The organism is Streptomyces sp. NPDC056486 (assembly GCF_042795295.1).
In the GTDB taxonomy this organism is placed as follows: Bacteria; Actinomycetota; Actinomycetes; order Streptomycetales; family Streptomycetaceae; genus Streptomyces.
Genome location: NZ_JBHTSF010000069.1, coordinates 15,937 through 38,595, shown reverse-complemented (window position 1 = coordinate 38,595; position 22,659 = coordinate 15,937). Strand labels below are relative to the sequence as shown.

17 protein-coding genes are annotated in these 22,659 nt (G+C 69.9%); 11 read left to right on the top strand and 6 right to left on the bottom strand.

Annotation, left to right across the window (positions count from 1 at the left end; translation table 11 throughout):
• Nucleotides 1–13: 13 nt before the first annotated feature.
• Nucleotides 14–571 (bottom strand): M15 family metallopeptidase, encoded by a 558-nt coding sequence (locus ACFQ7F_RS25370; RefSeq protein WP_383274249.1) that lies wholly within the window; start codon nucleotides 569–571, stop codon nucleotides 14–16.
• Between the two features lie 177 nt (nucleotides 572–748).
• On the opposite strand from ACFQ7F_RS25370, the gene ACFQ7F_RS25365 reads away from it, so the two are divergent.
• From ACFQ7F_RS25365 to dapE, 5 genes are all read left to right on the top strand, one after another.
• A complete protein-coding gene (locus ACFQ7F_RS25365; protein ID WP_383274246.1) occupies nucleotides 749–1,432 on the top strand; it encodes a response regulator transcription factor in 684 nt (227 codons plus the stop codon).
• Nucleotides 1,425–2,564 carry a sensor histidine kinase gene (locus ACFQ7F_RS25360; RefSeq protein ID WP_383274243.1) on the top strand — a complete coding sequence of 380 codons (1,140 nt, stop codon included), beginning with the start codon at nucleotides 1,425–1,427 and terminating at the stop codon, nucleotides 2,562–2,564. Before ACFQ7F_RS25365 ends, ACFQ7F_RS25360 begins: the two co-directional genes overlap by 8 nt.
• Nucleotides 2,565–2,666: 102 nt before the next feature.
• Complete coding sequence (locus ACFQ7F_RS25355) at nucleotides 2,667–4,292, top strand: class I adenylate-forming enzyme family protein (RefSeq protein WP_383274240.1); 1,626 nt, start codon at nucleotides 2,667–2,669, stop codon at nucleotides 4,290–4,292.
• Nucleotides 4,293–4,567: 275 nt separating this feature from the next.
• Nucleotides 4,568–6,064, top strand: coding sequence for an amino acid permease (locus tag ACFQ7F_RS25350; protein WP_383274238.1), 1,497 nt, complete (start codon nucleotides 4,568–4,570; stop codon nucleotides 6,062–6,064).
• A complete protein-coding gene (gene dapE / locus ACFQ7F_RS25345) occupies nucleotides 6,061–7,146 on the top strand; it encodes a succinyl-diaminopimelate desuccinylase (protein ID WP_383274235.1) in 1,086 nt (361 codons plus the stop codon). Before ACFQ7F_RS25350 ends, dapE begins: the two co-directional genes overlap by 4 nt.
• Nucleotides 7,147–7,160: 14 nt before the next feature.
• Here the strand turns inward: dapE and ACFQ7F_RS25340 are convergent, their stop codons facing one another.
• Entirely contained in the window at nucleotides 7,161–8,720 is a 1,560-nt protein-coding gene (locus ACFQ7F_RS25340; RefSeq protein WP_383274232.1) for a PucR family transcriptional regulator, read from the bottom strand.
• A 177-nt stretch (nucleotides 8,721–8,897) separates the two neighbouring features.
• Between ACFQ7F_RS25340 and ACFQ7F_RS25335 the strand changes: the two genes are divergently transcribed.
• Both ACFQ7F_RS25335 and menC read left to right on the top strand, forming a co-directional pair.
• Nucleotides 8,898–9,764, top strand: coding sequence for a chorismate synthase (locus ACFQ7F_RS25335; protein WP_383274229.1), 867 nt, complete (start codon nucleotides 8,898–8,900; stop codon nucleotides 9,762–9,764).
• Nucleotides 9,761–10,900, top strand: a complete 1,140-nt coding sequence (gene menC, locus ACFQ7F_RS25330; protein ID WP_383274226.1) for an o-succinylbenzoate synthase — start codon at nucleotides 9,761–9,763, stop codon at nucleotides 10,898–10,900. Before ACFQ7F_RS25335 ends, menC begins: the two co-directional genes overlap by 4 nt.
• A 285-nt stretch (nucleotides 10,901–11,185) precedes the next feature.
• On the opposite strand, the gene ACFQ7F_RS25325 is transcribed toward menC, so the two are convergent.
• Nucleotides 11,186–11,554, bottom strand: coding sequence for a VOC family protein (locus ACFQ7F_RS25325; RefSeq protein ID WP_383274224.1), 369 nt, complete (start codon nucleotides 11,552–11,554; stop codon nucleotides 11,186–11,188).
• A gap of 63 nt (nucleotides 11,555–11,617) precedes the next feature.
• Here ACFQ7F_RS25325 and ACFQ7F_RS25320 point away from each other — a divergent pair, with 63 nt between their 5' ends.
• On the top strand, nucleotides 11,618–12,076 hold the full coding sequence (locus tag ACFQ7F_RS25320) for a MarR family transcriptional regulator (RefSeq protein WP_351130531.1): 459 nt from the start codon (nucleotides 11,618–11,620) through the stop codon (nucleotides 12,074–12,076).
• Nucleotides 12,077–12,690: 614 nt separating this feature from the next.
• Here ACFQ7F_RS25320 and ACFQ7F_RS25315 read toward each other — a convergent pair.
• Nucleotides 12,691–13,863 (bottom strand): CorA family divalent cation transporter, encoded by a 1,173-nt coding sequence (locus ACFQ7F_RS25315; protein WP_383274220.1) that lies wholly within the window; start codon nucleotides 13,861–13,863, stop codon nucleotides 12,691–12,693.
• A gap of 136 nt (nucleotides 13,864–13,999) precedes the next feature.
• Between ACFQ7F_RS25315 and ACFQ7F_RS25310 the strand changes: the two genes are divergently transcribed.
• Complete coding sequence (locus ACFQ7F_RS25310; RefSeq protein ID WP_383274217.1) at nucleotides 14,000–15,193, top strand: winged helix DNA-binding domain-containing protein; 1,194 nt, start codon at nucleotides 14,000–14,002, stop codon at nucleotides 15,191–15,193.
• 24 nt (nucleotides 15,194–15,217) lie between these two features.
• Here ACFQ7F_RS25310 and ACFQ7F_RS25305 read toward each other — a convergent pair whose 3' ends face one another.
• The gene (locus ACFQ7F_RS25305) at nucleotides 15,218–16,024 is read right to left on the bottom strand and encodes a response regulator transcription factor (RefSeq protein WP_383274267.1); all 807 of its coding nucleotides are present in this window, start codon (nucleotides 16,022–16,024) and stop codon (nucleotides 15,218–15,220) included.
• A gap of 193 nt (nucleotides 16,025–16,217) precedes the next feature.
• On the opposite strand from ACFQ7F_RS25305, the gene ACFQ7F_RS25300 reads away from it, so the two are divergent.
• Complete coding sequence (locus ACFQ7F_RS25300; protein WP_383274214.1) at nucleotides 16,218–17,903, top strand: AMP-binding protein; 1,686 nt, start codon at nucleotides 16,218–16,220, stop codon at nucleotides 17,901–17,903.
• 372 nt (nucleotides 17,904–18,275) lie between these two features.
• Here the strand turns inward: ACFQ7F_RS25300 and ACFQ7F_RS25295 are convergent, their stop codons facing one another.
• A complete protein-coding gene (locus tag ACFQ7F_RS25295; protein ID WP_383274265.1) occupies nucleotides 18,276–18,557 on the bottom strand; it encodes a hypothetical protein in 282 nt (93 codons plus the stop codon).
• An 876-nt stretch (nucleotides 18,558–19,433) separates the two neighbouring features.
• Here ACFQ7F_RS25295 and ACFQ7F_RS25290 point away from each other — a divergent pair.
• Nucleotides 19,434–22,613: a BTAD domain-containing putative transcriptional regulator gene (locus ACFQ7F_RS25290; protein WP_383274211.1), complete on the top strand. Its 3,180-nt coding sequence runs from the start codon at nucleotides 19,434–19,436 to the stop codon at nucleotides 22,611–22,613.
• The last annotated feature ends 46 nt before the right edge of the window (nucleotides 22,614–22,659 follow it).

The window sequence follows — 22,659 nt, the reverse complement described above, 5'->3', positions numbered from 1 at the left end:
GGCTCACTACCGCTCACTTCTGCATCCTCGGGTCCTGGGTGGGGTCGGCGTACGTCTGCGGGCAGCCGTCATCGATCGCCTCGGAGCGCAGCTCGTAGTGCCAGGGTTCGTTCCGGTAGATCTGGCAGAGCCCGTGCTCGGTGCCGTGTTCGGAGAGCCACGCCGTCGCGTTGGAGCGCCCGATGTCGACCGCCTTCCCCGACACGTGAGGAGACGTCTTGGCGGTGGCCACCCACCGGGCTGCCTCGGCTTCGGACCCGTACTTGGAGACCGCCTCGCGAAGAAGCCGGCCCTGGTATTCCGGGGAACGCCAGCCGCTGTTGACGTAGAGGGGAAGCCCGTCGCCCTCGGCGTCCTTCGCAGCCTCGCGGAGGGCCTCGAGTAAATCCGGATCGAGGTTGGCGACAGCCGGAATGTCTTCGTCGAAGACTGTCGTGCCGTCGGGGACGGCACCGTCGGCCTTGCCCAGCGATGCGGCAGGGGAAGACGAGGAAGAAGAGGAGAACGAGGAAGACGGGGAATTCTGCGCCTGATAGCCGAGGGTCGCGGCCGTCGCCGCTGCGGCGGCCATGAGGCCGACAACGAGACGCCGTTGAATACGGGAAGTCGTTGTTCGCGCAGATGACAGGGTGGCAGATGACAGGGTGTTGGTGTGATTCATGCCGCCAGTCAAGGCAGCGCGGCGTTGCCGGCACGTATGGGAATTTCGATATGCCGACGATATGTGCAGGCTCGTAGCATCGAGAGCATGCGTGTGCTGATCGTCGAGGACGAGCCCTTTCTGGCAGAAGCAATTCGCGACGGTCTGCGCCTGGAAGCGATCGCGGCCGACATCGCGGGTGACGGCGACACCGCCTGGGAACTCCTGAGCGTCAACGCCTACGACATCGCCGTCCTCGACCGCGACGTCCCGGGGCCGTCCGGTGACGAGATCGCCCAACGCATCGTCGCCTCCGGCAGCGGCATGCCGATCCTCATGCTCACCGCGGCCGACCGTATCGACGACAAGGCGTCCGGGTTCGAACTCGGCGCCGACGACTACCTCACGAAGCCCTTCGAACTCCAAGAACTCGCGCTCAGGCTCAGAGCACTCGACCGCAGACGCGCCCACCACAGGCCGCCCGTACGAGAGATCGCGGGTCTGCGGCTCGACCCGTTCCGCCGCGAGGTCTACCGGGACGGCCGCTTTGTCGCGCTGACCAGGAAGCAGTTCGCCGTGCTGGAAGTCCTCGTCGCCGCCGAAGGCGGTGTCGTCAGCGCCGAGGAACTCCTGGAACGCGCGTGGGACGCGAACGCCGACCCGTTCACCAACGCCGTGCGCATCACCGTCTCGGCACTGCGCAAACGGCTCGGCGAGCCCTGGACCATCGCCACCGTGCCGGGCGTCGGCTACCGCATCGACTCCGGATGTGAGGGAGAGGAACGTGGATGAGCAGCCTGGTGTGAGCGTCCGCGTCAAACTGACCCTCAGCTACGCCGGATTTCTCATGCTGGCCGGCGCGCTGCTATTGGCGGCGGTATGGGTGTTCCTCCTGCGGTACGTCCCCGACCGGGCCATGCTCATCAACCCCGACGACAACCCCGACGGCGTCTTTCCCGTCAGGTACCAACTCCTGCGCGTCTTCGCCCCGAGGGCGGCCGGGGTCATGGCGATCCTGCTGGTTTTCGGCCTAGGGGGAGGGTGGCTCCTCGCCGGCCGCATGCTCGCCCCGCTGACCCGCATCACACACGCCACCCGCATGGCCACCGCCGGATCACTCTCGCACCGCATCCGTCTCGCCGACAGGAACGATGAGTTCCGAGAACTCGCCGACGCCTTTGACGCGATGCTCGCCCGGCTCGAATCGCACGTCGCAGGACAGCAGCGATTCGCAGCCAACGCCTCTCACGAGTTGCGCACCCCGCTGGCGATCTCGAAGGCCCTGCTCGACGTGGCCCGCACCGATCCGCACCACGACACCGGTGAACTCCTCGACCGCCTCCACGCCGTCAACACCCGGGCCATCGACCTCACCGAGGCGCTGCTCCTGCTCAGCCGCGCCGACCAGCGGTCCTTCACCCGCGAAGACGTCGACCTGTCCCTCATGGCGGAAGAAGCCACCGAGACACTCCTGCCCCTCGCGGAACAACACGGCGTAACCCTCGACACCAGCGGTGACATCGCCCCCACGAGCGGATCGCAGGCGCTCCTGCGGCAGCTGACCACGAACCTCGTGCACAACGCGATCATCCACAACCTGCCTGAACGGGGCGGCGTATGGATTCATACGGGCGTCCATACGGGCGTCCATACCGGCGTCCATATCGGCGTCCGCCCCAGGACAGTGGTGCTCACTGTCGAGAACACCGGCGAGAAGATCACCCCGGAGATGGCATCGACGCTCGCCGAACCGTTCAGGCGCGGCACCGAACGTCTCCACGCCGATCACGTGGGCGTCGGCCTCGGCCTGGCGATCGTCCAGACCATCACGCGAGCACACGACGGAACGCTCACCCTCACCCCGCGCCCCGCCGGCGGGCTCCGTATCACTGTGGAACTGCCCGCGACGGCCCCGCAGCGTTGAGGTCGTCCGTCCACCGGGCCGGGTCATAGTACTCCGCCGGTGGATGGCCGAAGTTGCCCCCTGTGAAGCCACGACTCCCGAGCGGCATGTTTGCATATGTCCATGATCATTAGCCCACAGCAAACATCCGAGCCGCAGACGTACCTGGACCGCATCCTGGAGCGCTGGCACAAGGACGAGGACGCCGAGGCGCTCGTCCAGGGTGCACAGCGGCTGACCCGGGGGGAGGCTCGGCGGCGGCTGTTCAGGTTGGGGCACGCACTGCGCGGACAGGGGCTCGAACCCGGCGACGGCGTGGGGCTGTTCCTGGCCAACCGTGTGGACTCCGTCCTGGTGCAGCTCGCTGTCCATCTCATCGGCTGCCGCGTCGTGTTCCTGCCGCCCGAGCCGGGACCCGGCGAGCTCGCCGCGCTGGTCGAGCAGTCCCGGGCGCGCGCCGTGGTCACCGACCCGCTCTTCGCCCAGCGGGCCGCCGACGCGGCCGGCCGCAGCGTCCACGCGCCTGTGCTGCTCAGCCTCGGGCCCTGCGAGCAGGCGTGCACGGACCTGCTGGCCCTGGAGGCCGAGTTCCCTGCGGTGCGCCCCGAGGGTGTGCCCGCCCCGGGAGCTGACGAGGCCGTCACCGTTCTCTACACCGGCGGCACCCTGGGCCGCCCCAAGCTGGCCGCGCACAGCCACCGGCTCTACGACGCGCTGGTGGACCTGGCGGAGAACGCCCCGCAGGACTCCCGCCCCGCCGTCTTCCCGACCATGAACCCGGGCACGGACAGGGTGCTCGCCTCCACGCTGCTCACTCACGGCAGCGGCCATCTCACCTCGGTCCAGGCCCTGGTGACAGGGGCCGTCCTCGTCGTGCTGCCCGAGTTCGAGGCGAGCGCGGCCCTTGCGGTGCTGCGCGAGGAGCGGATCACCGCCACCATGTTCGTACCGCCGATGCTGTACGCGCTTCTCGACCACCCGGAGTGCGTGCCGGGCGCCCTCCCCGCGCTGCGGCGGATCGTCGTCGGCGGCGCGGCCTCGTCGCCCAGCCGGCTGCAGCAGGCGGTCGAGGTCTTCGGGCCGGTGCTCAGTCAGGGCTACGGCCAGTCGGAGGCACTCGGTATCGCCGCGTTCGGCGCGGACGACCTCGCCTCCAAGGGGGCCCGGCGTCCCGAACTGTGGCGCAGCTGCGGCCGCGCGATATCCGACACCGAGATCGAGATCCGCGGCGAGGACAGCACGGCGGCGCTGCCCGCAAGGCAGGTCGGCGAGGTGTGTGTCCGGGGCGAGACGGTGATGCTCGGCTACTACGAGGACCCGGAGCGCACCGCGCAGGCGCTGCACGAGGGCTGGCTGCGCACCGGCGACATGGGCTATCTCGACGCCGAGGGGTACCTCTATCTCGTCGACCGGGCCAAGGACATCATCGTCACCGGCAGCACCAGCGACAACGTCTACTCCAGGGTCCTCGAGGACTTCCTGCTCACGCTGCCCGGTGTGCGCAACGCGGCGGCACTTGGCGTGCCGGACGAGGAGTTCGGGGAGGCCGTACAGATCTTCCTGGCCACGGCCGAGGGCACGGACGTGGACCCGGACACGGTCGGCGCGGCGGTGACCGCCGAGTTGGGAGAGCTGTACACGCCCCGCAAGACGGTGCTCCTCGACCGGCTGCCGACGACCAAGGTCGGCAAGGTGGACAAGAAGGCACTGCGCGCCGCGTGGACGAGCGAGGCTCTGGCCACGCCGTAAGCGCCGCTGTCGCCGCTACAGCCAGTCCCGCCGCTTGATGCCGTAGATCGTTCCCACCAGCGTGGGTGCAAGTGGGTGCAAAGGGAGTCTCCGCCCACGAGGAGATCTTCTTGAATTTGACGCCCTCCGTCGGGCTCCGCGCACCGTTTCCCTCGGGCGCTTTGGCTGATGGGCCAAACCCGTCCCCCGCTTTCTGGCGGATATTCTCACCCTCTTGCGATCGGCACTCAGCATCATCAGGTCGAACGAAAGCGTGTAGTGAGGGGAGCGGTGCCTTGAATGCGGTCCGAACAGTGCCGGGCGGCGGCCCCGGCACCGGCCCCGGCGGTGGCCTGAAGCACCGCCTGACCCGACGGCAGGACGTGTCCGCCGCGGAGCCGGCCGGCAGTGCGCTGCGGCGCACGATGGGCATGTGGCAGCTGACCCTGCTGTCCGTCGGCGCCACCCTCGGCACCGGCATCTTCGTCGTCCTCGGCGAGGCGGTGCCCGAGGCGGGCCCCGCGATCATCGTGTCCTTCGTCCTCGCCGGGGTCACCGCGCTCTTCTCGGCCCTGTCGTACGCCGAGCTCGCGGGCATGATCCCGCGCTCCGGGTCCTCGTACAGCTACGCGTACGCCACACTCGGAGAGCTCGTCGCCTGGGTGTGCGGCTGGTGCCTCATCCTGGAGTACGGGGTGTCGGTCGCGGCGGTCGCCGTCGGTTGGGGCCAGTACGTCAACGAGCTGCTCGACCTGGTCTTCGGCGTCACCCTGCCCGACACGCTCAGCGCCCCGCCCGGCGCAGGCGGGGTCGTCAACGTCCCCGCCGCGGTCATCGTCGTCCTCTCCATGATCGTGCTGCTGCGCGGCGCCAAGGAGAGCGCGGTCGCCAACGCCGTCATGGTCGGCGTGAAGGTGGCCGCCCTGGTGATGTTCTGCGCCGTCGCCTTCACCGCGTTCCGCGCGGGCAACTTCCAGCCGCTGTTTCCGCTCGGCGCGGCGGGGATGAGTGCGGGCGCCGCCTCGCTCTTCTTCTCGTACATCGGCTTCGACGCCGCCTCCACGGCGGGCGAAGAGGCGAAGAACCCGCAGCGGGACCTGCCGCGCGCCATCATCCTCTCGCTCGTCCTGGTCACCGTGCTGTACGTCCTGGTCGCCGTGGCCGCGCTCGGCGCCATGCCCTGGGGCGACTTCGAGGGGACCGAGGCCACGCTCAGCGAGGTCCTCGTGCGGGCCGTGGGCGGCGGCAGCCTCTGGCCGATCCTGCTGTCGATCGGCGCGGTCGTCGCGACCACCAGCGTCGTGCTCACCGTCCAGTACGGGCAGATCCGCATCCTGTTCGCCATGTCGCGCGACGGCCTGATGCCCGCCGTCTTCTCCAAGGTGCACGCGAAGAGCGGAGTGCCGCGCGCCAACACCGTGATCGTCTCCTCCTTCATCGCCGTGCTCGCCGCGCTCGTCCCGCTTGGCAGCCTCGCCGACGCCACCAGCATCGGCACCCTGTTCGCGTTCGCCCTGGTCAACATCGCCGTCATCCTGCTGCGCCGCCGCAACCCCGACGCGCCCCGCAGCTTCCGGGTACCGCTGTCGCCGCTGGTCCCGGTGCTCGGCGTGATCTGCTGCGTCTACATGCTCTTCAGCCTCGGCGCGGACACCTGGATCACGTTCGGCGTGTGGATGGCGGTCGGCCTCGCCGTGTACGCCCTGTACGGCATCAAGCACTCCCGGCTCGGCGCCACGAAGGAACACACGAAGAAGCACATGAACGACCACACGAAGGAGCAGCAGTCGTGACCCGCGTTCTCGATCTCGACGCCGACGTCGTCGAGCTGACCCGCGCACTCGTCGACATCCCCTCCGAGAGCGGGGAGGAGGGGCCCCTGGCGGACTCCGTCGAGGCGGCGCTGCGCGCCCTGCCGCACCTGACCGTCGAACGGATCGGCCACTCGGTCGTCGCCCGCACCATGCTCGGCCGCCCCGAGCGGGTCGTCGTCGCCGGCCACCTCGACACGGTGCCCGCCGCGGGCAACCTGCCCGCCCGGCTCGACGGCGAGCGGCTGTACGGCCTCGGCGCCTGCGACATGAAGGGCGGCGTCGCCGTGGCCCTGCGCCTGGCGGCGGCGCTCACCGGGCCCACCCGCGACGTCACGTACGTCTTCTACGAGTGCGAGGAGGTCGAGGGCGACCGCAACGGGCTGCACCGCATCGCCACCGAGCGGCCGGAGCTGCTGCTCGACGCAGGCCTCGCGATCCTGATGGAGCCGTCCGACGCGGGGGTCGAGGCCGGTTGCCAGGGCGTCCTGTGCGCCGACATCACGGTGCGCGGCGCCCGCGCCCACACCGCGCGGGCCTGGATGGGGACCAACGCCGTGCACCGCGCCGCCCCGGTGCTGCAACGGCTGGCCGACCACACGCCGGAGCGGGTCGTCATCGACGGTCTGGAGTACCGCGAAGGGCTGAGCGCCGTCTCCGTGCGCGCCGGGGTGGCCGGGAACGTCGTCCCCGACAGCTGCGTCATCTCCCTCAACGCCCGCTTCGCGCCCAGCCGTTCGCCGAAGGAAGCGGAGGAGTACGTGCGCGGCCTCTTCCCGGTGGAGCAGTTCCCGCCGGACGCGTACGAGTTCGCGGTCACGGAGGCCGTACCGGGTGCGCTGCCGGGCCTGGACCGGCCCGCGGTCGCCTCGCTGGTCGGTGTACTCGGCGCCGAACCCCGCCCCAAGCTGGGCTGGACCGACGTGGCCCGGTTCACCGGGCTGGGCGTGCCCGCACTCAACTTCGGTCCGGGCGACCCTTCCCTGGCGCACACACCGGGCGAGTTCGTCCCGGTGGCGCAGCTCGGCCGGTGCGAGGAGCAGCTCTCCGCCTGGCTGAGCTGAACCGCGCGCGGGTTTCAGACGCCGCCCGCCAGCCGGGCCTGGAGCCAGAGCACCAGCCGCTCGTCGGGATCGTCCAGCTCCAGTCCCACGTGTTCCCTGGCCTGCCGGAGGCGGTACCGGCAGGTGTTGGGATGCACCGCGAGCCGCTCCGCGGCACCCGCCATGTCGCAGCCCGCGTCGAGCCAGGCCCGTACCGTGCGGGCGTAGTCCGTGCCGTGCGCGGCGTCGTGCGTCAGAACCCGCGCCCAGGTTCCGCCCTCGAACTCCCTGCGCCCGGAGACCAGTTCACCCAGGCGCAGCAGGGCCACCCTGGCCTGGATGTCCTCCACGAGGGCGACCGGGCGCTCCGCGTCGACGCAGCGCAGGACCAGGTCGGCGTCGTCCCGGGAGTCCACCGCCCGCGCGAGTCCGGCGGCCAGCGCTCCGAGCCCGGCCCGCACGGGCACCCGCAGGGCCTGCCCGGCCCGGTCCACGATGTCCTGCGCGAGCTGCCGGTGCCGGGCCGCGCCGCGCTCGCCGACCGCCGGGAGCAGCGCGTACACGACCCCGTCGACGAGCACGCAGGCGTGGCGGCCGTAACGGGCATCGCACTGCAGACGTACCAGGTCGAGCAGGCGCAGTGCCGTCCGCTCGATGTCCGGCGCGGTGCTTGCGCCCGCCGGGACGAACGCCGCCACCCGCACCGGATCGGTGCCCGCGCCCAGTCCGAGGCGGTGCGCGGCGGTGGCCGGGTCGACCGTGCCGTCAAGGACCCGGCGCAGCAGGTCACCGCCGAGGTGCCGGCCCAGTTCCTGTGCGGCGCGGGACCGCAGCAGCAACAGGGCCGCCGTGGATGCGGCCTGGGCGAGGGCGTCCTCGGCGTCGGGGACAAGGCCGCCGTCGTCGACGACCCAGAGGGAACCGAGCGTCTCGCCGCCCGCACGCACGGCGACGGCGAGCCGGGGCAGGTTGTCGCCGTCGAGTGCGGGAAGCCGCAACGGCTCTCCGGCGGCGAACAGTGCCCGGTACTGCTCGGCGTTGTCCGGGCTTTCGGGGACCTGGAGGCCGAGAATGCCCTGCCTGCGGTCCTCGTCCACGGCCTGCCCGGGCACGGTCGAGTAGGCGAGGATGCGCTGACGCGGGTCCTCGATCGCGGTGGCCCCGCCGACCGCTGCGGCGATGGCGTCGGCAAGGGCGAAGAGGTCCCCGGCCGCGGAGGTCGCCGAGGAGGGGCCGCCGGCCCGCGCGCCGGCGGCCGAGGACAGCAGCAGGTGGACCCGGTGCCAGGCAGCGTCCTCGTCGACCGCGAGCAGCGCGATCCCGGCCTGCTCGGCTGCCGAGAGGGGCCCATCCGCACCGCGCACGACCACGGCCGCCATGCCGGCAGCGGCGGCGGCGTGCAGCAGGGGCCCCGCCGCCGGGGGACGTATCCCGACCGCGAGGAGCACCGCGCCCGGGGCGTTCGGCAGCGGAGCGTCGGCGTCGTACAGCAGTACCTCGCCGACCCGCACGCCGAGTCCGCCGGGCGAGGCGACGGCGCGCACGGACGACCCACCGAGTACGTCGAGCAGATCGCTGAGGGTGGGGGAGTCCATGGGACCTCTCGCTTCGCGGGTCGGGAACGGCCGACGGCGGGAACGGCCGACGGCGGGGGCGGTCAGCGTCCGCCGAACATCCGGCACGGCCCCTTTTGGTCGATCGTCACACGACTTTAGAACTCTCTTGTCCCGACGGACAACCGTTTCCAGGACCGGCCCGAAGAGACTCAAGGCATGACAGGAGCACCCTCTGTACGTGATCGCGCCGCGGCCGCCGCGCTCGCGGCCGGCGTCACCACCCGCACCGTCCACGACGTACCCGGCATCGCCGCCGTCACCGACTTCTTCAGCGACGTGTGGCAGACCCCGCACAGCACCCCGCCCTACCCGGCCGAGGTCCTGCACAGCCTCGTGCACGCGGGCGGCGCCGTGCACGCCGCGTACACCGGCCGGGGCGAGCTGTGCGGCGCGGCCGTCGCCGTGTTCGGGGAGCCCCGCGCCCAGGACGTGTACTCCTTCGTCGCCGCCGCCCGTACCAGCGACCGCGGAGTCGGGCTCGCCGTGAAGCAGGCGCAGCGGGTCTGGGCCCTCGACCGCGGGGCACGCGCCATGCGGTGGACGTTCGACCCTCTGGTGGGCCGCAACGCCCGTTTCAACCTGGTCAAGCTGGGGGCGGCCGGCACCGAGTACCTCGTCGACTTCTACGGGCCGATGACCGACGGCCTCAACGACGGTGACGAGAGCGACCGCCTCACCGTCACCTGGGACCTGGCCTCGGACCCGGCCCGCGACCGTACGCCCGCCCGGCCCGCCGAGCCCGCCGAACCTGTCGTGTCCTCCGCCGGTACGCCCCTTGCCACCGGCCCGGACGGCGCCCCGCTCGCCGTCCGGGCCGGGGACACCCTCCGCTGCCGCGTCCCCGATGACATCGTGGAGCTGCGCGCCACCGACCCCGCGCTCGCGCTGCGCTGGCGGCACGCCGTCCGCGAGGTCTTCACCCAAGCTTTCGCCGACGGATACACCGCCACGTCGATGTCCCGCGACGGCTGGTACACCCTCACCCCCGCCGACCCCGCGCCCCAGGAAGGCAACCCGGCATGAAGCTGGACCACGTCGAACTCCTCCACGTCGCCATCCCCCTGGTCACCCCGTTCCGTACCTCCTTCGGCACGATGACCACGAAGGACACCTTCCTGCTCCACGTCGTCACCGACGAGGCGGAGGGCTGGTCGGAGTTCGCCGCCGACCCCGAGCCCCTGTACTGCTCCGAGTACGTGTCGGGCGCGGAGACCGTGATCCGCGACTTCCTGCTGCCCCGCGTCACCGCCCTGCCGGAGCTGACGACGGCCGCCCTCGCCCCCGCCATGGCGAAGATCAAGGGCCACGAGCTGGCGAAGGCCGCGCTGGAGACGGCCGTCCTCGACGCCGAGCTGCGCGCCCACGAGATGTCCCTCGCCACCTACCTCGGCGCCGTCCGCGACCGGGTGCCCGCCGGGGTGTCCGTCGGCATCAAGGACTCGATCCCCGCCCTCCTGGACGACGTGGCGGGCTACCTCGCCGAGGGCTACGTCCGGATCAAGCTGAAGATCGAGCCCGGCTGGGACGTCGAGCCGGTCCGCGCCGTCCGCGAACGCTTCGGCGACGAACTGCCGCTCCAGGTGGACGCCAACACCGCCTACACCCTGGCCGACGCCGAACACCTGGGCCGCCTCGACGAGTTCGGCCTGCTGCTCATCGAGGAGCCGCTGGAGGAGAACAACCTCCACGCCCACGCCCTCCTCCAGCGCCGCATCGCCACCCCCGTCTGCCTCGACGAGTCGCTGCACAACGCCCGCGACACCGCCTCCGCCATCGCGATGGACGCCTGCCGCGTCGTCAACATCAAGCCCGCCCGGGTCGGTGGCTACCTGGAGGCCCGCCGCCTCCACGACGTCGCCGCCGCCCACGGCGTGCCCGCCTGGTGCGGCGGCATGCTGGAGACCGGCATCGGCCGTGCCCCCAACCTGGCCCTCGCCGCCCTCCCCGGCTGCACCCTCCCCGGTGACACATCCGCCTCCAGCCGCTACTTCGCCGAGGACATCACCGAACCGTTCGTCCTCCAGGACGGCCACCTCCCGGTCCCCCGCACTCCCGGCATCGGCATCACCCCCCTGCCCGAAGCCCTACGCCGCTTCACGACGGCCCGCCGGGACCTGTACGGGGGTGGGGCGGGGCGGTCGGCAGTGAGACCCGAGTAGGTGAGCCCGCCGTCGGGGTTGGGTGTCAGCCGGAGGTCGCCTCCGTGGACGTCGACGATGCTGGCGACGACGGAGAGTCCCGGTCAGCTGTGCGTGGCCCTGGCGGAGAGGGCCGGGCCGGGACGCCGTGGTTGATTGTTTCGATGACGGCGGTGAGGTCGGTCTTGCCGGCGCGGCGGTCAGGGTGTCGGCAGGCGGACACGATGCGCTGGTAGGTGCCCAGGTTGCCTCGGGCGCAACCGGCGGTCTTCCGGGAAACGGTGATCGTTGGTGGCGTTCGGCTTATCAGGCACGGTCGTGGAGAGTGACTTGGTAGCCGTCGGGGTCGGCGAAGGTGAATGTCCGGCCGAAGGGGCCGTCAATCGGTGCGGAGACGATGGTGTGACCGTCGGCGACGAGAGCATCGTGGATGGCCTGGACGTCGGTGGCGTGGAGCCAGATCGCGGCACCAATGCCGGGCTGGGCAATGGATGCGAGATCGGTGCCGGGAACGACGTCGCGGAGTGCGAACACGATCGGCTTCGTCTCGAAGACGACGGCGTGCGGAGGTCCGGCCTGCGAGCGGACGAGGCCGAGGTACTGCTCGTAGAACGCCTGCGAAGCGTCGAGGTCGCGCGCCTGGAGCGAGATGAAGTCGGGGCCGGTGGCGGGCATGATGATACTCCTTCTCTTCGTGTCAGATTCCTGACACGAGCCAATGTATGTCAGACTTCTGACATGAGTCAAAAAGGTGTCGGCGTCGACCTGGACAAATCACTGGGCTACCTGCTGAAAGAGGCTTCGAGCGCCCTGCGCGCAGCCATGGAGGAGGTGCTGCGGCCACTCGGGATGAGCGTGACGCACTACTCCTGCCTCGAGCTGCTGGCTCAACGGCCGGGCTTGTCGAACTCCGAGCTCGCGCGGGGCGCGTTCGTGACACGGCAGTCGATGAACGTGCTGCTCCAGGCCCTGGAACGAGACGGCTACGTGACCAGGCCCGCGGAGGCACCCGTCGGGAAGGTCCTTCCCACGCGGCTCACGCCCCGCGGCCGACGGAGCCTTGAGAAGGCGACCGTAGCGGTCCGGTCCGTCGAGGTCAGAATGCTGGCCGGCATGACCGAGACCGAGCAGTCAGGCGCGTTCCGAATCCTGCAGAGCATGATCCACTCTTTGCGCGATGGCAACGACGGTGCATAGCTCGTTCCTCGGCGCACGTCTCGCCGCGCCCGGACAGGAGTGCAGCCGCTATTCGTCGCCCGGCGCCGGGCGGCGAGGTAGGCACTCCAGTCGGGTGTGACTCGTCGGTGCCACTGTTCCGCCGTGATCACGTGCATGCCGGTGATGGAGGCCAGGACGGCCGGCGGCAGGTCCTGGGCGAGGTTCAGGCAGGCGGTGACTCGGGATGGTTTGGCTCTGATGCCATGGGAGTTGAGCCGTTGCTGGAGAGTGCTCACGGGTATGGTCCGGTCCGGGTAGCTGCCGCGGAAGAGCCATGTCGGTGTCGGCCCGGTTTCGGCCTTCTTGCCGTGCTCGGTGGCGAGCTGCTCGACAAGGGTGTCGAGCGGTGGGGGCAGAGGAACGGGCTGGCGGTCGAGGATCAGTCGGCGGCGATCCGGCTCAGCGGCTGGGCGTAGAGGTGGACCACGGCACCCGCGACTTTGACTTCGAGTGGCAGCTGGTCGTCGTGAAGGCACTGCTGGATGACGTCCCAGTGGACGTCTTCGCCGGGTTCAGCAGGATGAAGTGGGCGTGGCCCGTCGCAGCGCTCCAGGTGGCCGCGTCCGTGTGGCCTGAGGGGCGATTGCCGGACCCTAGAGCCAGTCCCGCCGCTTGAAAATCACATACAGACTGGCGCAAACAATCCCCATGAGGCCAACGGCGAAGGGGTATCCGAACCTCCAGTCCAGCTCCGGCATGCGGTCAAAGTTCATGCCGTAGATAGTTCCTACGAGTGTGGGAGCGAACAGAATTGCCGCCCAGGACGAGATCTTCTTGATCTCCTCGTTCTGCTCGAAGCCCGCCTCCGCGAGCGCCCGCATCTCCGCGTTCTGCTGCTGGGTGACCAGCGTGGAGTTGACCGTGAGGATGTCGGTGAGGGCCTGGCGGAAGCCGTCCACGCGTTCGCTGGTGTGCGTGACGTGGTCGGCGACGTCCCTCAGGTAACGCTGGAGTTCCTCGTCGGTGCGGTACTTCGCGAAGCCCGCCATCAGGGAGTGCAGCATGGCCACCAGAGGGCGGGTCGCGCGCTGGAACTCGACCATCTCGCGGGAGAGTTCGTAGATGCGGCGGGAGACCGCCGGGTCGCCGCTGAAGACTTCGGTCTCGATCTCGTCGATGTCGTTCTGGACGCCGGCCACGACCGGGGCGTACCCGTCGACCACCGCGTCCAGGATCGCGTAGAGGACCGCCTCCGGGCCGAGCTTGAGCAGCTCCGGGCTCTCCTCCATGCGGCGGCGCACGGCGGTCAGGTCCGGGGCGGCGGCGTGGCGCACCGTGATGACGAAGTCGGGCCCCACGAACACGTGCAGCTCGCCGAAGTCGACCTCCTCCGGGGCGTCCAGGTAGCGGGCCGCGCGCAGGACGACGAAGAGGGTCTCCCCGTAGCGCTCGAGCTTCGGCCTCTGGTGGGCCTCCATCGCGTCCTCGACGGCGAGCTCGTGCAGGTCGAACTCAGCCGCCAGCGTGAGCAGTTCGGCCTCCGTGGGGCGCGAGAGGCCGATCCACGCCATGCCGTCGTGCTGCTCGCGCAGCTCCCGGAACGTGTCGGCGAGGGAGGCGGGCGTCGCGACGCGGACTCCGTCCCGGTAGAGCGCGGCCTGTACGACGCTCACGGCGTCCGCCGGTGCGGGGGAGGGCGACGCGGGCGTGGCGTCAGGGTTGGCGGAGGTCCCGTTCCCCGAGGCCGAAGCGGTCCTGGCCGGGTCGGTGCGCCGCCAGCCGTGCCTTTTCGCGCCCAGTACGGGCCGGGTCCGGCGCTCCGCCATGCTGGCTGCCTCCGATGTCGAACGTGTGTCTCGGTTACCTCCGAAGCAGGATATACGTCCCAAAAGTTGCGAGCGTGCGACATCTCGACGGGCTTGCGGACAGTAGATGTCCGCAAGCCTCGCTAACGTGCGGAACATGACGAAGACGCCGAGCACGCCGAGCACGCCGAAGCCGACGAGCGTCCAGCCGAAGGCCAAGGCGCAAGCCGCCCCCGTGCTCAGCCGACGCGCCCTCAACCGCGCCACCCTCGACCGCCAACTCCTCCTGCGCCGCTCGGCTCACCTGTCCGTCGAGGGCGCCGTCGCCCACCTCCTCGGCCTCCAGGCGCAGAACGTGAAGCCGCCCTACTTCGCGCTCGCCGCCCGGCTCGAAGAGTTCGACCCGGAGGACCTGTCCGGGCTGCTGGCCGCGCGCGACCTCGTACGCATCGTCACCATGCGCTCCACCATCCACCTGCACACCGCCGACGACGCCCTCACCCTGCGCCCGCTGGTGCAAGGTGCGCGCGACCGCGAGCTGCACGCCTTCCGCAAAGGACTGACCGGCGTCGACCTGGGGGAGCTCGCCTCGCTCGCCCGCGCCGCCGTCGAGGAGGAGCCCCGGACGATGAAGCAGCTGCGGGAGGTCCTGCTGCCCCGCTGGCCCGACGCCGACCCGCAGTCGCTCGCCGTCGCCGCCCGCTGCTCACTGCCGCTGGTCCAGGTCACCCCGCGTGGTCTGTGGCGGCGCAGCGGGCAGGTCGCGCTCACCACCGCCGAGCACTGGCTCGGCCGCCCGAGCGAGCCGGTGCCCGCGCCCGACGCCACCGTCCTTCGCTACCTCGCCGCCTTCGGGCCCGCCTCCGTCAAGGACATGCAGATCTGGGCGGGCCTCACACGGCTGCGGGAGGTCTTCGAGCGGCTGCGGCCCCAACTGCGTACGTTCCGTGACGAGAGCGGCGTCGAGCTCTTCGACCTTCCCGACGCGTCCCGCCCCGACGCGGACACCCCGGCTCCGGCGCGCCTCCTTCCCGAGTACGACAACCTCCTCCTTTCGCACGCCGACCGCAGCCGGGTCGTGCCGCCCGACTACAAGGGCCGTACCTGGAAGGGGAACTTCTCCTACAGCGTCTTCCTGGTCGACGGCTTCCTCGCGGGCGTGTGGCGCGTCGAGGAGGGCGGGGGAGAAGGCGAGAAGGGCTCCGCCGTCCTCACCTTCGAGCCGTTCGGCACCCTCACCAAGGCGCAGCGCCACGAACTGACCGACGAGGCCGAGCGGCTGTTGCGCGGCCCGATGAGCCCGGCCACCACCACGTACGACATCCGCTTCGGCACGGTCATCGAGCGCTGAACGGTGTAGCGATTACTGCCGTGGCTACGGCAGAAGACCCGCCCTCCGCGCCGCCACCACCGCCTCCAGCCTCGTATGTGCCCCCAACTTCCGCATGGCCGCCCGCAGATACCCCTTCACCGTCTCCGGGCGCAGCCCGAGCCGCTCCGCCGTCACCGCGTTCGTCGCGCCCCCGGCCACGCACGCGAGAACGTCCACCTCGCGCGGTGCGAGGGACACCGAACGCTCCCGTGCCGGCGGCAGCGTGGCCGCCGAGGCCAACCGGCCGCACACCGCCAGAATCTCCGCACGCAGCGCCGGGTCGACGATCCGTGGGGCCAGCTCCCGTAGCGCTCCGTGCGCCTCGCGGACCTGCTCCCAGGCGGGCCCGGCCCCCGCCTGCGGCTCCCGCGCCGCCACGAGGAGCGCCTGCACCTCGTCACGTACGACAAGTGCCTGCTCCACGTCGCGCGCCGCCGCCACCGCGGCCGAGAGCGTCCGGTCGCCCAGCGGCTGGGCCGAGCGCAGGGCCCCGTACAGCACGCCTCGCACCCGTCGCCGTACCACCACCGGCACCGCGAGCACCGAGCGCAGACCCTCGGCGGCCACCGCGGAGTCGTACTCATGGCTGATGTGGCGCGAGTCGTGGTAATCCGTGACGGCGCAGGGGCGCGAGAGCGCGACCGCCTTGCCGCCCAGACCGTTTCCGGACGACACCGCGAGCCCGGACAGCGCACGCGTGCCCGTGCCCGTCAGCTCGCCGATCCGCACCTGCCGCTGCCCTTCGACCAGGCCCCCGAAGGCCACCGGCAGCCCCGTGCCGCGACGCAGCCGCAGCAGCGCGGCCCGCATCTCGACCGCCTCGCCTCCGTCAGCCGTCACGTGTCAGCCCTTTCACTTCGGGATTCTCACTCCGGGACACCCCCGTCCGGGGGTGGTGAGACCTGCATCACGAATTACACGATGTTACGTAGCGTCCGGCAATGACCCCGGCGAAGAGCCCGGCAAAGGCGCCGGGCAGCGGACCGGCGACGAGGAGAGCGCAATGACGACGACGGGCACCAGCGGCACGGACCAGTTCCGCACGGCGCGGGACTTCCTGCTGCGGCACCGTGAGGACTACGCCACCGCCTACGAGGGTTTCGCCTGGCCGCGGCCCGAACGGTTCAACTGGGCGCTCGACTGGTTCGATGTCATCGCCCGTGGCAACGACAGGACCGCGCTGCACATTGTCGACGAGGACGGGCCCACCACCCGCTTCTCCTTCGCACATCTGTCCAGCCGCTCCCACCAGGTCGCCAACTGGCTCCGCGGCCAAGGGGTCCGCGCCGGTGACCGCGTCGTCGTGATGCTCGGCAACCAGGTCGAGCTGTGGGAGATCGCCCTCGCCGCGATGAAGCTGCGCGCGGTCGTCATCCCGGCGACACCGCTGCTCGGCCCCGTCGACCTGCGCGACCGGATCGGGCGCGGACGCGCCCGCCATGTGGTCGTGCGCCCCGAGGACACGGCGAAGTTCGACGCCGTGCCCGGCGACTACACCCGCATCGTGGTGGGCGGGAACATCCCCGGCTGGATCTCGTACGACGGTGCCGCCGACGCCCCCGATGCCTTCGAGCCCGACGGCGTCACCCGCGCGGACGACCCGCTGATGCTCTACTTCACCTCGGGCACCACGGCCCGCCCGAAGCTGGTCGAGCACACCCATGTGTCGTATCCCGTGGGCCACTTGGCGACGATGTACTGGATCGGCCTCAAGCCCGGCGACGTCCACCTGAACATCTCATCGCCCGGCTGGGCCAAGCACGCCTGGTCCAACCTCTTCGCGCCCTGGAACGCGGAGGCGACCGTCTTCATCTACAACTACACACGCTTCGACGCGGGCCGGCTGATGGCCGAGATGGACCGGGCCGGGGTGACGTCCTTCTGCGCCCCGCCGACGGTGTGGCGCATGCTCATCCAGGCCGATCTGACCCAGCTGCGGACACCGCCGCGCGAGGTCGTGGCGGCCGGTGAGCCGCTGAATCCCGAGGTGATCGAGGCGGTGAACCGCGCCTGGGGCGTGGTGATCCGGGACGGCTTCGGCCAGACGGAGACCGCGGTCCAGGTGGCCAACTCGCCCGGTCAGAAGCTGAATCCAGGCTCCATGGGCAGGCCGAGCCCTGGCTACCGGGTCACGCTCCTTGATCCGGTCACCGGTGAACCGGGAGTGGCGGAGGGGGAGATCTCCCTGGATCTGTCGGCGAGGCCTGTCGGCCTGATGACCGGCTACCACGGCGACCCGGAGCGCACCGCCGAGGCGATGGCGGACGGCTACTACCGCACGGGTGACATCGGATCACTCGACGCCGATGGGTACCTCACCTATGTGGGTCGAAGTGATGACGTATTCAAGGCCTCCGACTACAAGATTTCGCCCTTCGAGCTGGAGAGCGTGCTCCTTGAGCATGAGGCGGTGGTGGAGGCCGCGGTGGTGCCCGCGCCGGACGCGGTGCGGCTCGCCGTCCCGAAGGCGTACGTCGTGCTGGCGAAGGGCTGGACGCCGGGAGAGGAAACGGCAGAGGCGATCTTCCAGTACACCCGGTCGGTGCTGGCTCCCTACAAGCGCATCCGGCGTATCGAGTTCACGGAGGAGCTGCCCAAGACGATCTCCGGCAAGATCCGGCGGGTTGACCTGCGGGAGCGCACGGCGGAGGGGTCGGCGGAGGAGTGGCTGGAGCGCGGCAGGCGGTGAGGGAGCGGGCTTGCTTGCGTGTGGCGTGGTGGCCTGGGGCTGGCGGAGTTACTGGGCCGCCACGGCGCAGGCGGGGTGAACAAGCCGATTCCCTCTGCTGAGGCCAGGCACGAAGCCTCCGCCCGGGCGGGCTGAGGCCCGTCACGGGACTCTCTGTCGTCTGGGCCACCATCGCGCGGACTGCGACTCCGGCATGAGCCGAGGCCGTCGACAGCCAGCACAGGGCGCTCTCGCCGCCCCCGATGTCGAGTCCGATGACATGGCGGGCCCCGATTCGTGAAGGCCTGACCGCGGTGGCGTGCATCGGCCAGCGGTCGGCAGGATCTGGCCAGTAGGCGACTGCTTCAGGGAAGTTGACGCATGACCCCGCGGTCAGTCACCGACAAACCACAGATATCGGTGTGACCCCTGCTCGACAACCTGGCACAACTCGCGGGCCTGCCCGACCCAGTCACCGTTGCAAGCGGCCGGGAGCCGGTCGAGTTCCGCCCGGAGCAGCGAAACCTGCCGCTGGTTGAAGACCGCATCCCCATAGGGAATCAGGCCCCAGAGCATCGGGAACAGCCCCGGATTCAGATCACCAAGAGCGGAAGTCCACTGCAACCCGTCCTCGGCCCGGGCCACGACGTCGCCGCTGTCACCGCGCACCTGCATATCGATCACCCGCCGAGCCTATCGGCGTCGGCCTCGACCGACGAAGGAATTCACCACCATGACGTTTCCCAGGACGCGGCTCTGCCCGAGGAGCTCGACAAGCTCATGCGCCGCATGCGCCTGCCCTATACGCGCAAAGCGGCGACGGCGACCTGGCCACCGCCCGAGCCCCGCGAGGCATCCAGTTGCGGCGGGGGAGCCGGCCACCACCCGTGTGTCGTCTCCCGCGAGACGGATGACCATAGCCGCCCCAGCCCCAGACGGAAACCGGCCACTACCGACGAGAAGCCGCAACCCACATAAAGATCACGATCTATAGCTGGAGTATTACGAACCCAGAAGGACGCCAAGCGCCGACGCTCACTCGAAGGTTAAAGATCAGGCCAAGGTTTCATCGAGAGGCCGCCATGGTCCGGAGGTGGGGGAATCGGCGAGATACGCCCCGAAGTAAAGACGCGGAGGATTCGCGACTGCTGGCACTTCTGCGCTGTCCGCGAGCGGCGCCCTGCGGCGTAACCCGGCCGGAAAGTAGGCGGCCTGTGGTGGGCTTCACCGGCCGCACCTCGCCCCTGACCTGGTACATCACCACCAGAACCGCAAGTGGGGGAGCTCCGCACCGATACGGACGTGGTGTTCAACGTTTTGTTGAAAAATGTCCGATCCCGCCTGGCGGGAAGCCCCTTGCACTCACAGATGCGAACGTCCCTAATGGCTCGAGCGAATGATCAAGTTCGACCGACGTGTCCATTCGCGCGTTAGCCCGACACCACAAAGGCGTGCTGTGGGCCCCTTCTCTAATTAGTTCAAACAGCAACCACGTGGGCGCGGGCAAAGGACCGTGCACGCAAGGTGCTGGGGGGTGTTGTGGTCATGTCCTTGAGTGAGACTTTGACGTTCCGGTTGCTTGGCGCGCTGGAGATTGCGGTGGGCGATCGGCAGCTGCAACTGGCAGCGCCTCGATTGCAGTCCGTCCTTGGCATGCTGCTGCTCCGGGCTGACAAGACGGTTCCCCTGCAGCTTCTGGCGGAGTGTGTGTGGGAGGACCGGCCCCCCGCGGACACCAACAACCAGATCGCTGTCTGCGTGTCACTGCTGCGACGCAAGTTGGCACGTGCGGGAGTCGAAGGAAATCTGATCACCACGGAGTCCCCCGGCTACCGGTTCCACACGCGCAACGTCCAGCTCGACACACATCAAGTCAAGCGGCTGCGCAAAGAGGCCACCGACTGTCTCACTGCGGGCAATAAGGAGGAGGCCGCAGGGTTGCTGCGGCAGGCCCTGTCCCTGTGGCGAGGTCCGCTGCTCGCGAGCATCTCCCGACGTGCGTGGGTGCCCGACGTCCGGGCCTGGGAGGAGGAGCAGATGGCTCTGCGTGAGATGTGCACGGGCATCGAGCTGGAACTGGGTCAGTACGACCGTTGCATCTCCGAACTGTCCGGGTTCATTCAGGAACACCCGCTCTTCGAGCGCCCCAGAGCCCAGCTGATGACGGCGCTCTACCACTCGGGACGGCAAGCGGACGCTCTACAGGTCTACCGGGACACGAGTGATCTCCTGAACTCCGAGCTGGCGGTGGCCCCCGGCCGTGAACTGCAGCAACTGCACCAGGACATCTTGCGCGGATCCTTGCCTACGGCGCGCGGGTCGGCGCACCTCGGGGCGTCCGCCGGTGCCACAAGCACAGCCGATCGTTTGGTCACGGGCGGATCCCCACCCCTCAGCTCCCCTGCCGTTGCCGCTGTTTCCTCAAGTCCGGCCGTCCCGGTGCCTGAAGACATGCCGGCCGACCCAATGCCACCGGTCGGGCCGTGTCTGTTGCCCGCAGATATAAGAGAGTTCGTCGGCCGCGAAGCCGAAGTCGCCGCAGTCCTCGACATTTTGGTCCCCAGTGAGGGCCCCGCACACATCGTCGGTGTCGTAGGCGCGGGCGGAACAGGAAAGACCACACTGGCGCTGCACGTCGCGCACCGGCTGCGGCCAGTGTTCGCCGAAGGCCAGCTCTACATCAACCTGCGTGGCATGGACCCAGATCCGGTGGCTCCCGAAGAAGCCTTGGCGCGGTTGCTGCGCGAACTGGGCGTCCCGGGGCCGGCCATCCCCGACGGCGTCGAGGAGCGCGCCGAGCGCTACCGCGCGCTCCTTGCCGATCAGCGTGTCCTGATCGTGCTCGACAACGCGGCAAGTGCGGAGCAGATCCGACCGCTCCTGCCCGGCACGGGCAGCTGCGGGGTGCTCATCACCAGCCGCACTCGGATCAGCTCGACCTTCACGCCGAACATCTTCGAACTCAGCCTGCTCACCCCGGAGCAGGCGGTCGACCTGCTCGGGCGTATCGCGGGCGCCGAGCGCCCGCGGGCCGACCCGGACGCCGCGAGACTGATCATTGAGCACTGCGGTCGGCTGCCGCTGGCGGTGAGCATCGTCGGAGCCAAGCTGGCCAGCAGACCGCACTGGTCCCTGGATCGGGCCTCGGCCCGCCTCGCGGACGAGCGCCGCCGGCTCGACGAACTGTCCCACGACCAGGTCACCGTACGCACCAGCCTCGGTCCCTCGTACCAGGGCGTGAGCCCGGGCGCCCGGCTGCTGCTTCGCAGGCTTACCCTCCCGTCCCTGCCTGATTTCGCGGAGTGGGTGGCCGCACCGCTCCTCGACCTGCCTGCCGTCAAGGCGGAGACCATCATCGAGGAGCTCATGGACGCCCGTCTCATCGAGGTGATGGGAACCGACAGGGCGGGTCAACTCCGCTATCGCATGCATGACTTGGTACGGCTGTACGCCTCCGAGCGGGCGATGGAGACCGAAGCGGAGTCGGAGCGGCGGGAGCCCGCCATCCGCGTCGCCCTTACTGCCCTCGCGATGGCGGTCCGAGCCCACCACGTCGTGTGCGGCGGCGAGTACACGGTCGTCCACAGCGGCAACGAACGGCAGGAAGCGGCCACCGTGCCCGAGGAGTTGGAGAGAGTGTCGCCACTGCGCTGGTACGAGGCAGAACGGGTCACGCTCACCACCCTCATCCTGCAGGCCGCCGAGTCCGGCGCGGACTCCGTCGCCTGGGACCTCGCCGCGGTCTGTCGCTGCCTGTTCAGTACCAGGGGGCACTACGACGACTGGCTCCTGACCCACGAAAGGGCGCTGCAGGCGGTGCGGGAGAAAGGGAACCGCAGGGGGGCCGCGGCCTTGCTCCTGGGCCTTGGCGACCTGCACTACACAAAGCGCCAGTTCGCCACCTGTGTTCCGCTGCTCAACGAGGCGAAGAGCCTCTTCGAGAGCGTTCAGGACGGCTACGGAGCCGCGCTCGTCCTGCGGAAGCTGGCTTGCGTCGACCGGATCAGCGGCCGATTCGAGCAGGCGCTGGCACGCTGGCAGGAGTGCCTGCCGGTATTGCGCGAGACAGGAGACCTGGAGGCGCAGACACAGGTCCTCCGCTGGAGCGCCCAGATGCTCCTGGAGCTGCGCCGACCGGACGACGCCGAGTGGTATCTGGGCAAGGCGCGCGAGATCACCCGCAGTTTCAACGGGCGCAGCTCCGGACAGGTGCGCTTCGCAATGGCCGACCTGTATCGCGTCCGAGGGCAGCTCGATCCGGCCGAGGCCGAGTACAGGGCGGGCCACAGCTCCGCTGCCGACCTCGGAGACCTGGTCGGGCAGAGCTACGCCCTGTTCGGCCTCGGAGCGACCGATCTGCACAGACACAGCTGGTCGCTCGCCGAGGAGCAGATGCAGGGGGCGCTCGCCTTGGCACGACAGGCGCGCGACCCGCTCCTGGAGTCGGTGATCCTTATGGGTCTCGCAGCGGCGCACCTGTCTGCCGGACGCAGCACACCCGCCGGCGAGGCGTTGTGCGAGACGGTGCTGATCCTCCGCAGACTCGGTGCGCCGGTGCGTCTGGCGCACTGCCTCAGAGCGTTGGCGAACGTGAAGGACGAGGAGAAGAACCACACCGAAGCCACCCGGCTGCGGGAGGAAGCGGCCGACCTCATCCGGGCTGTCGGCTCGAAGCTGGCGGCCGACAGCGTCCCTGCCCACCCGGGAGAGCTCTGCCCTGTCTCCATCTGACCGCTCACACCAGCGTGCGCACCCACCAGGAGGTGGTGTGAGCAGG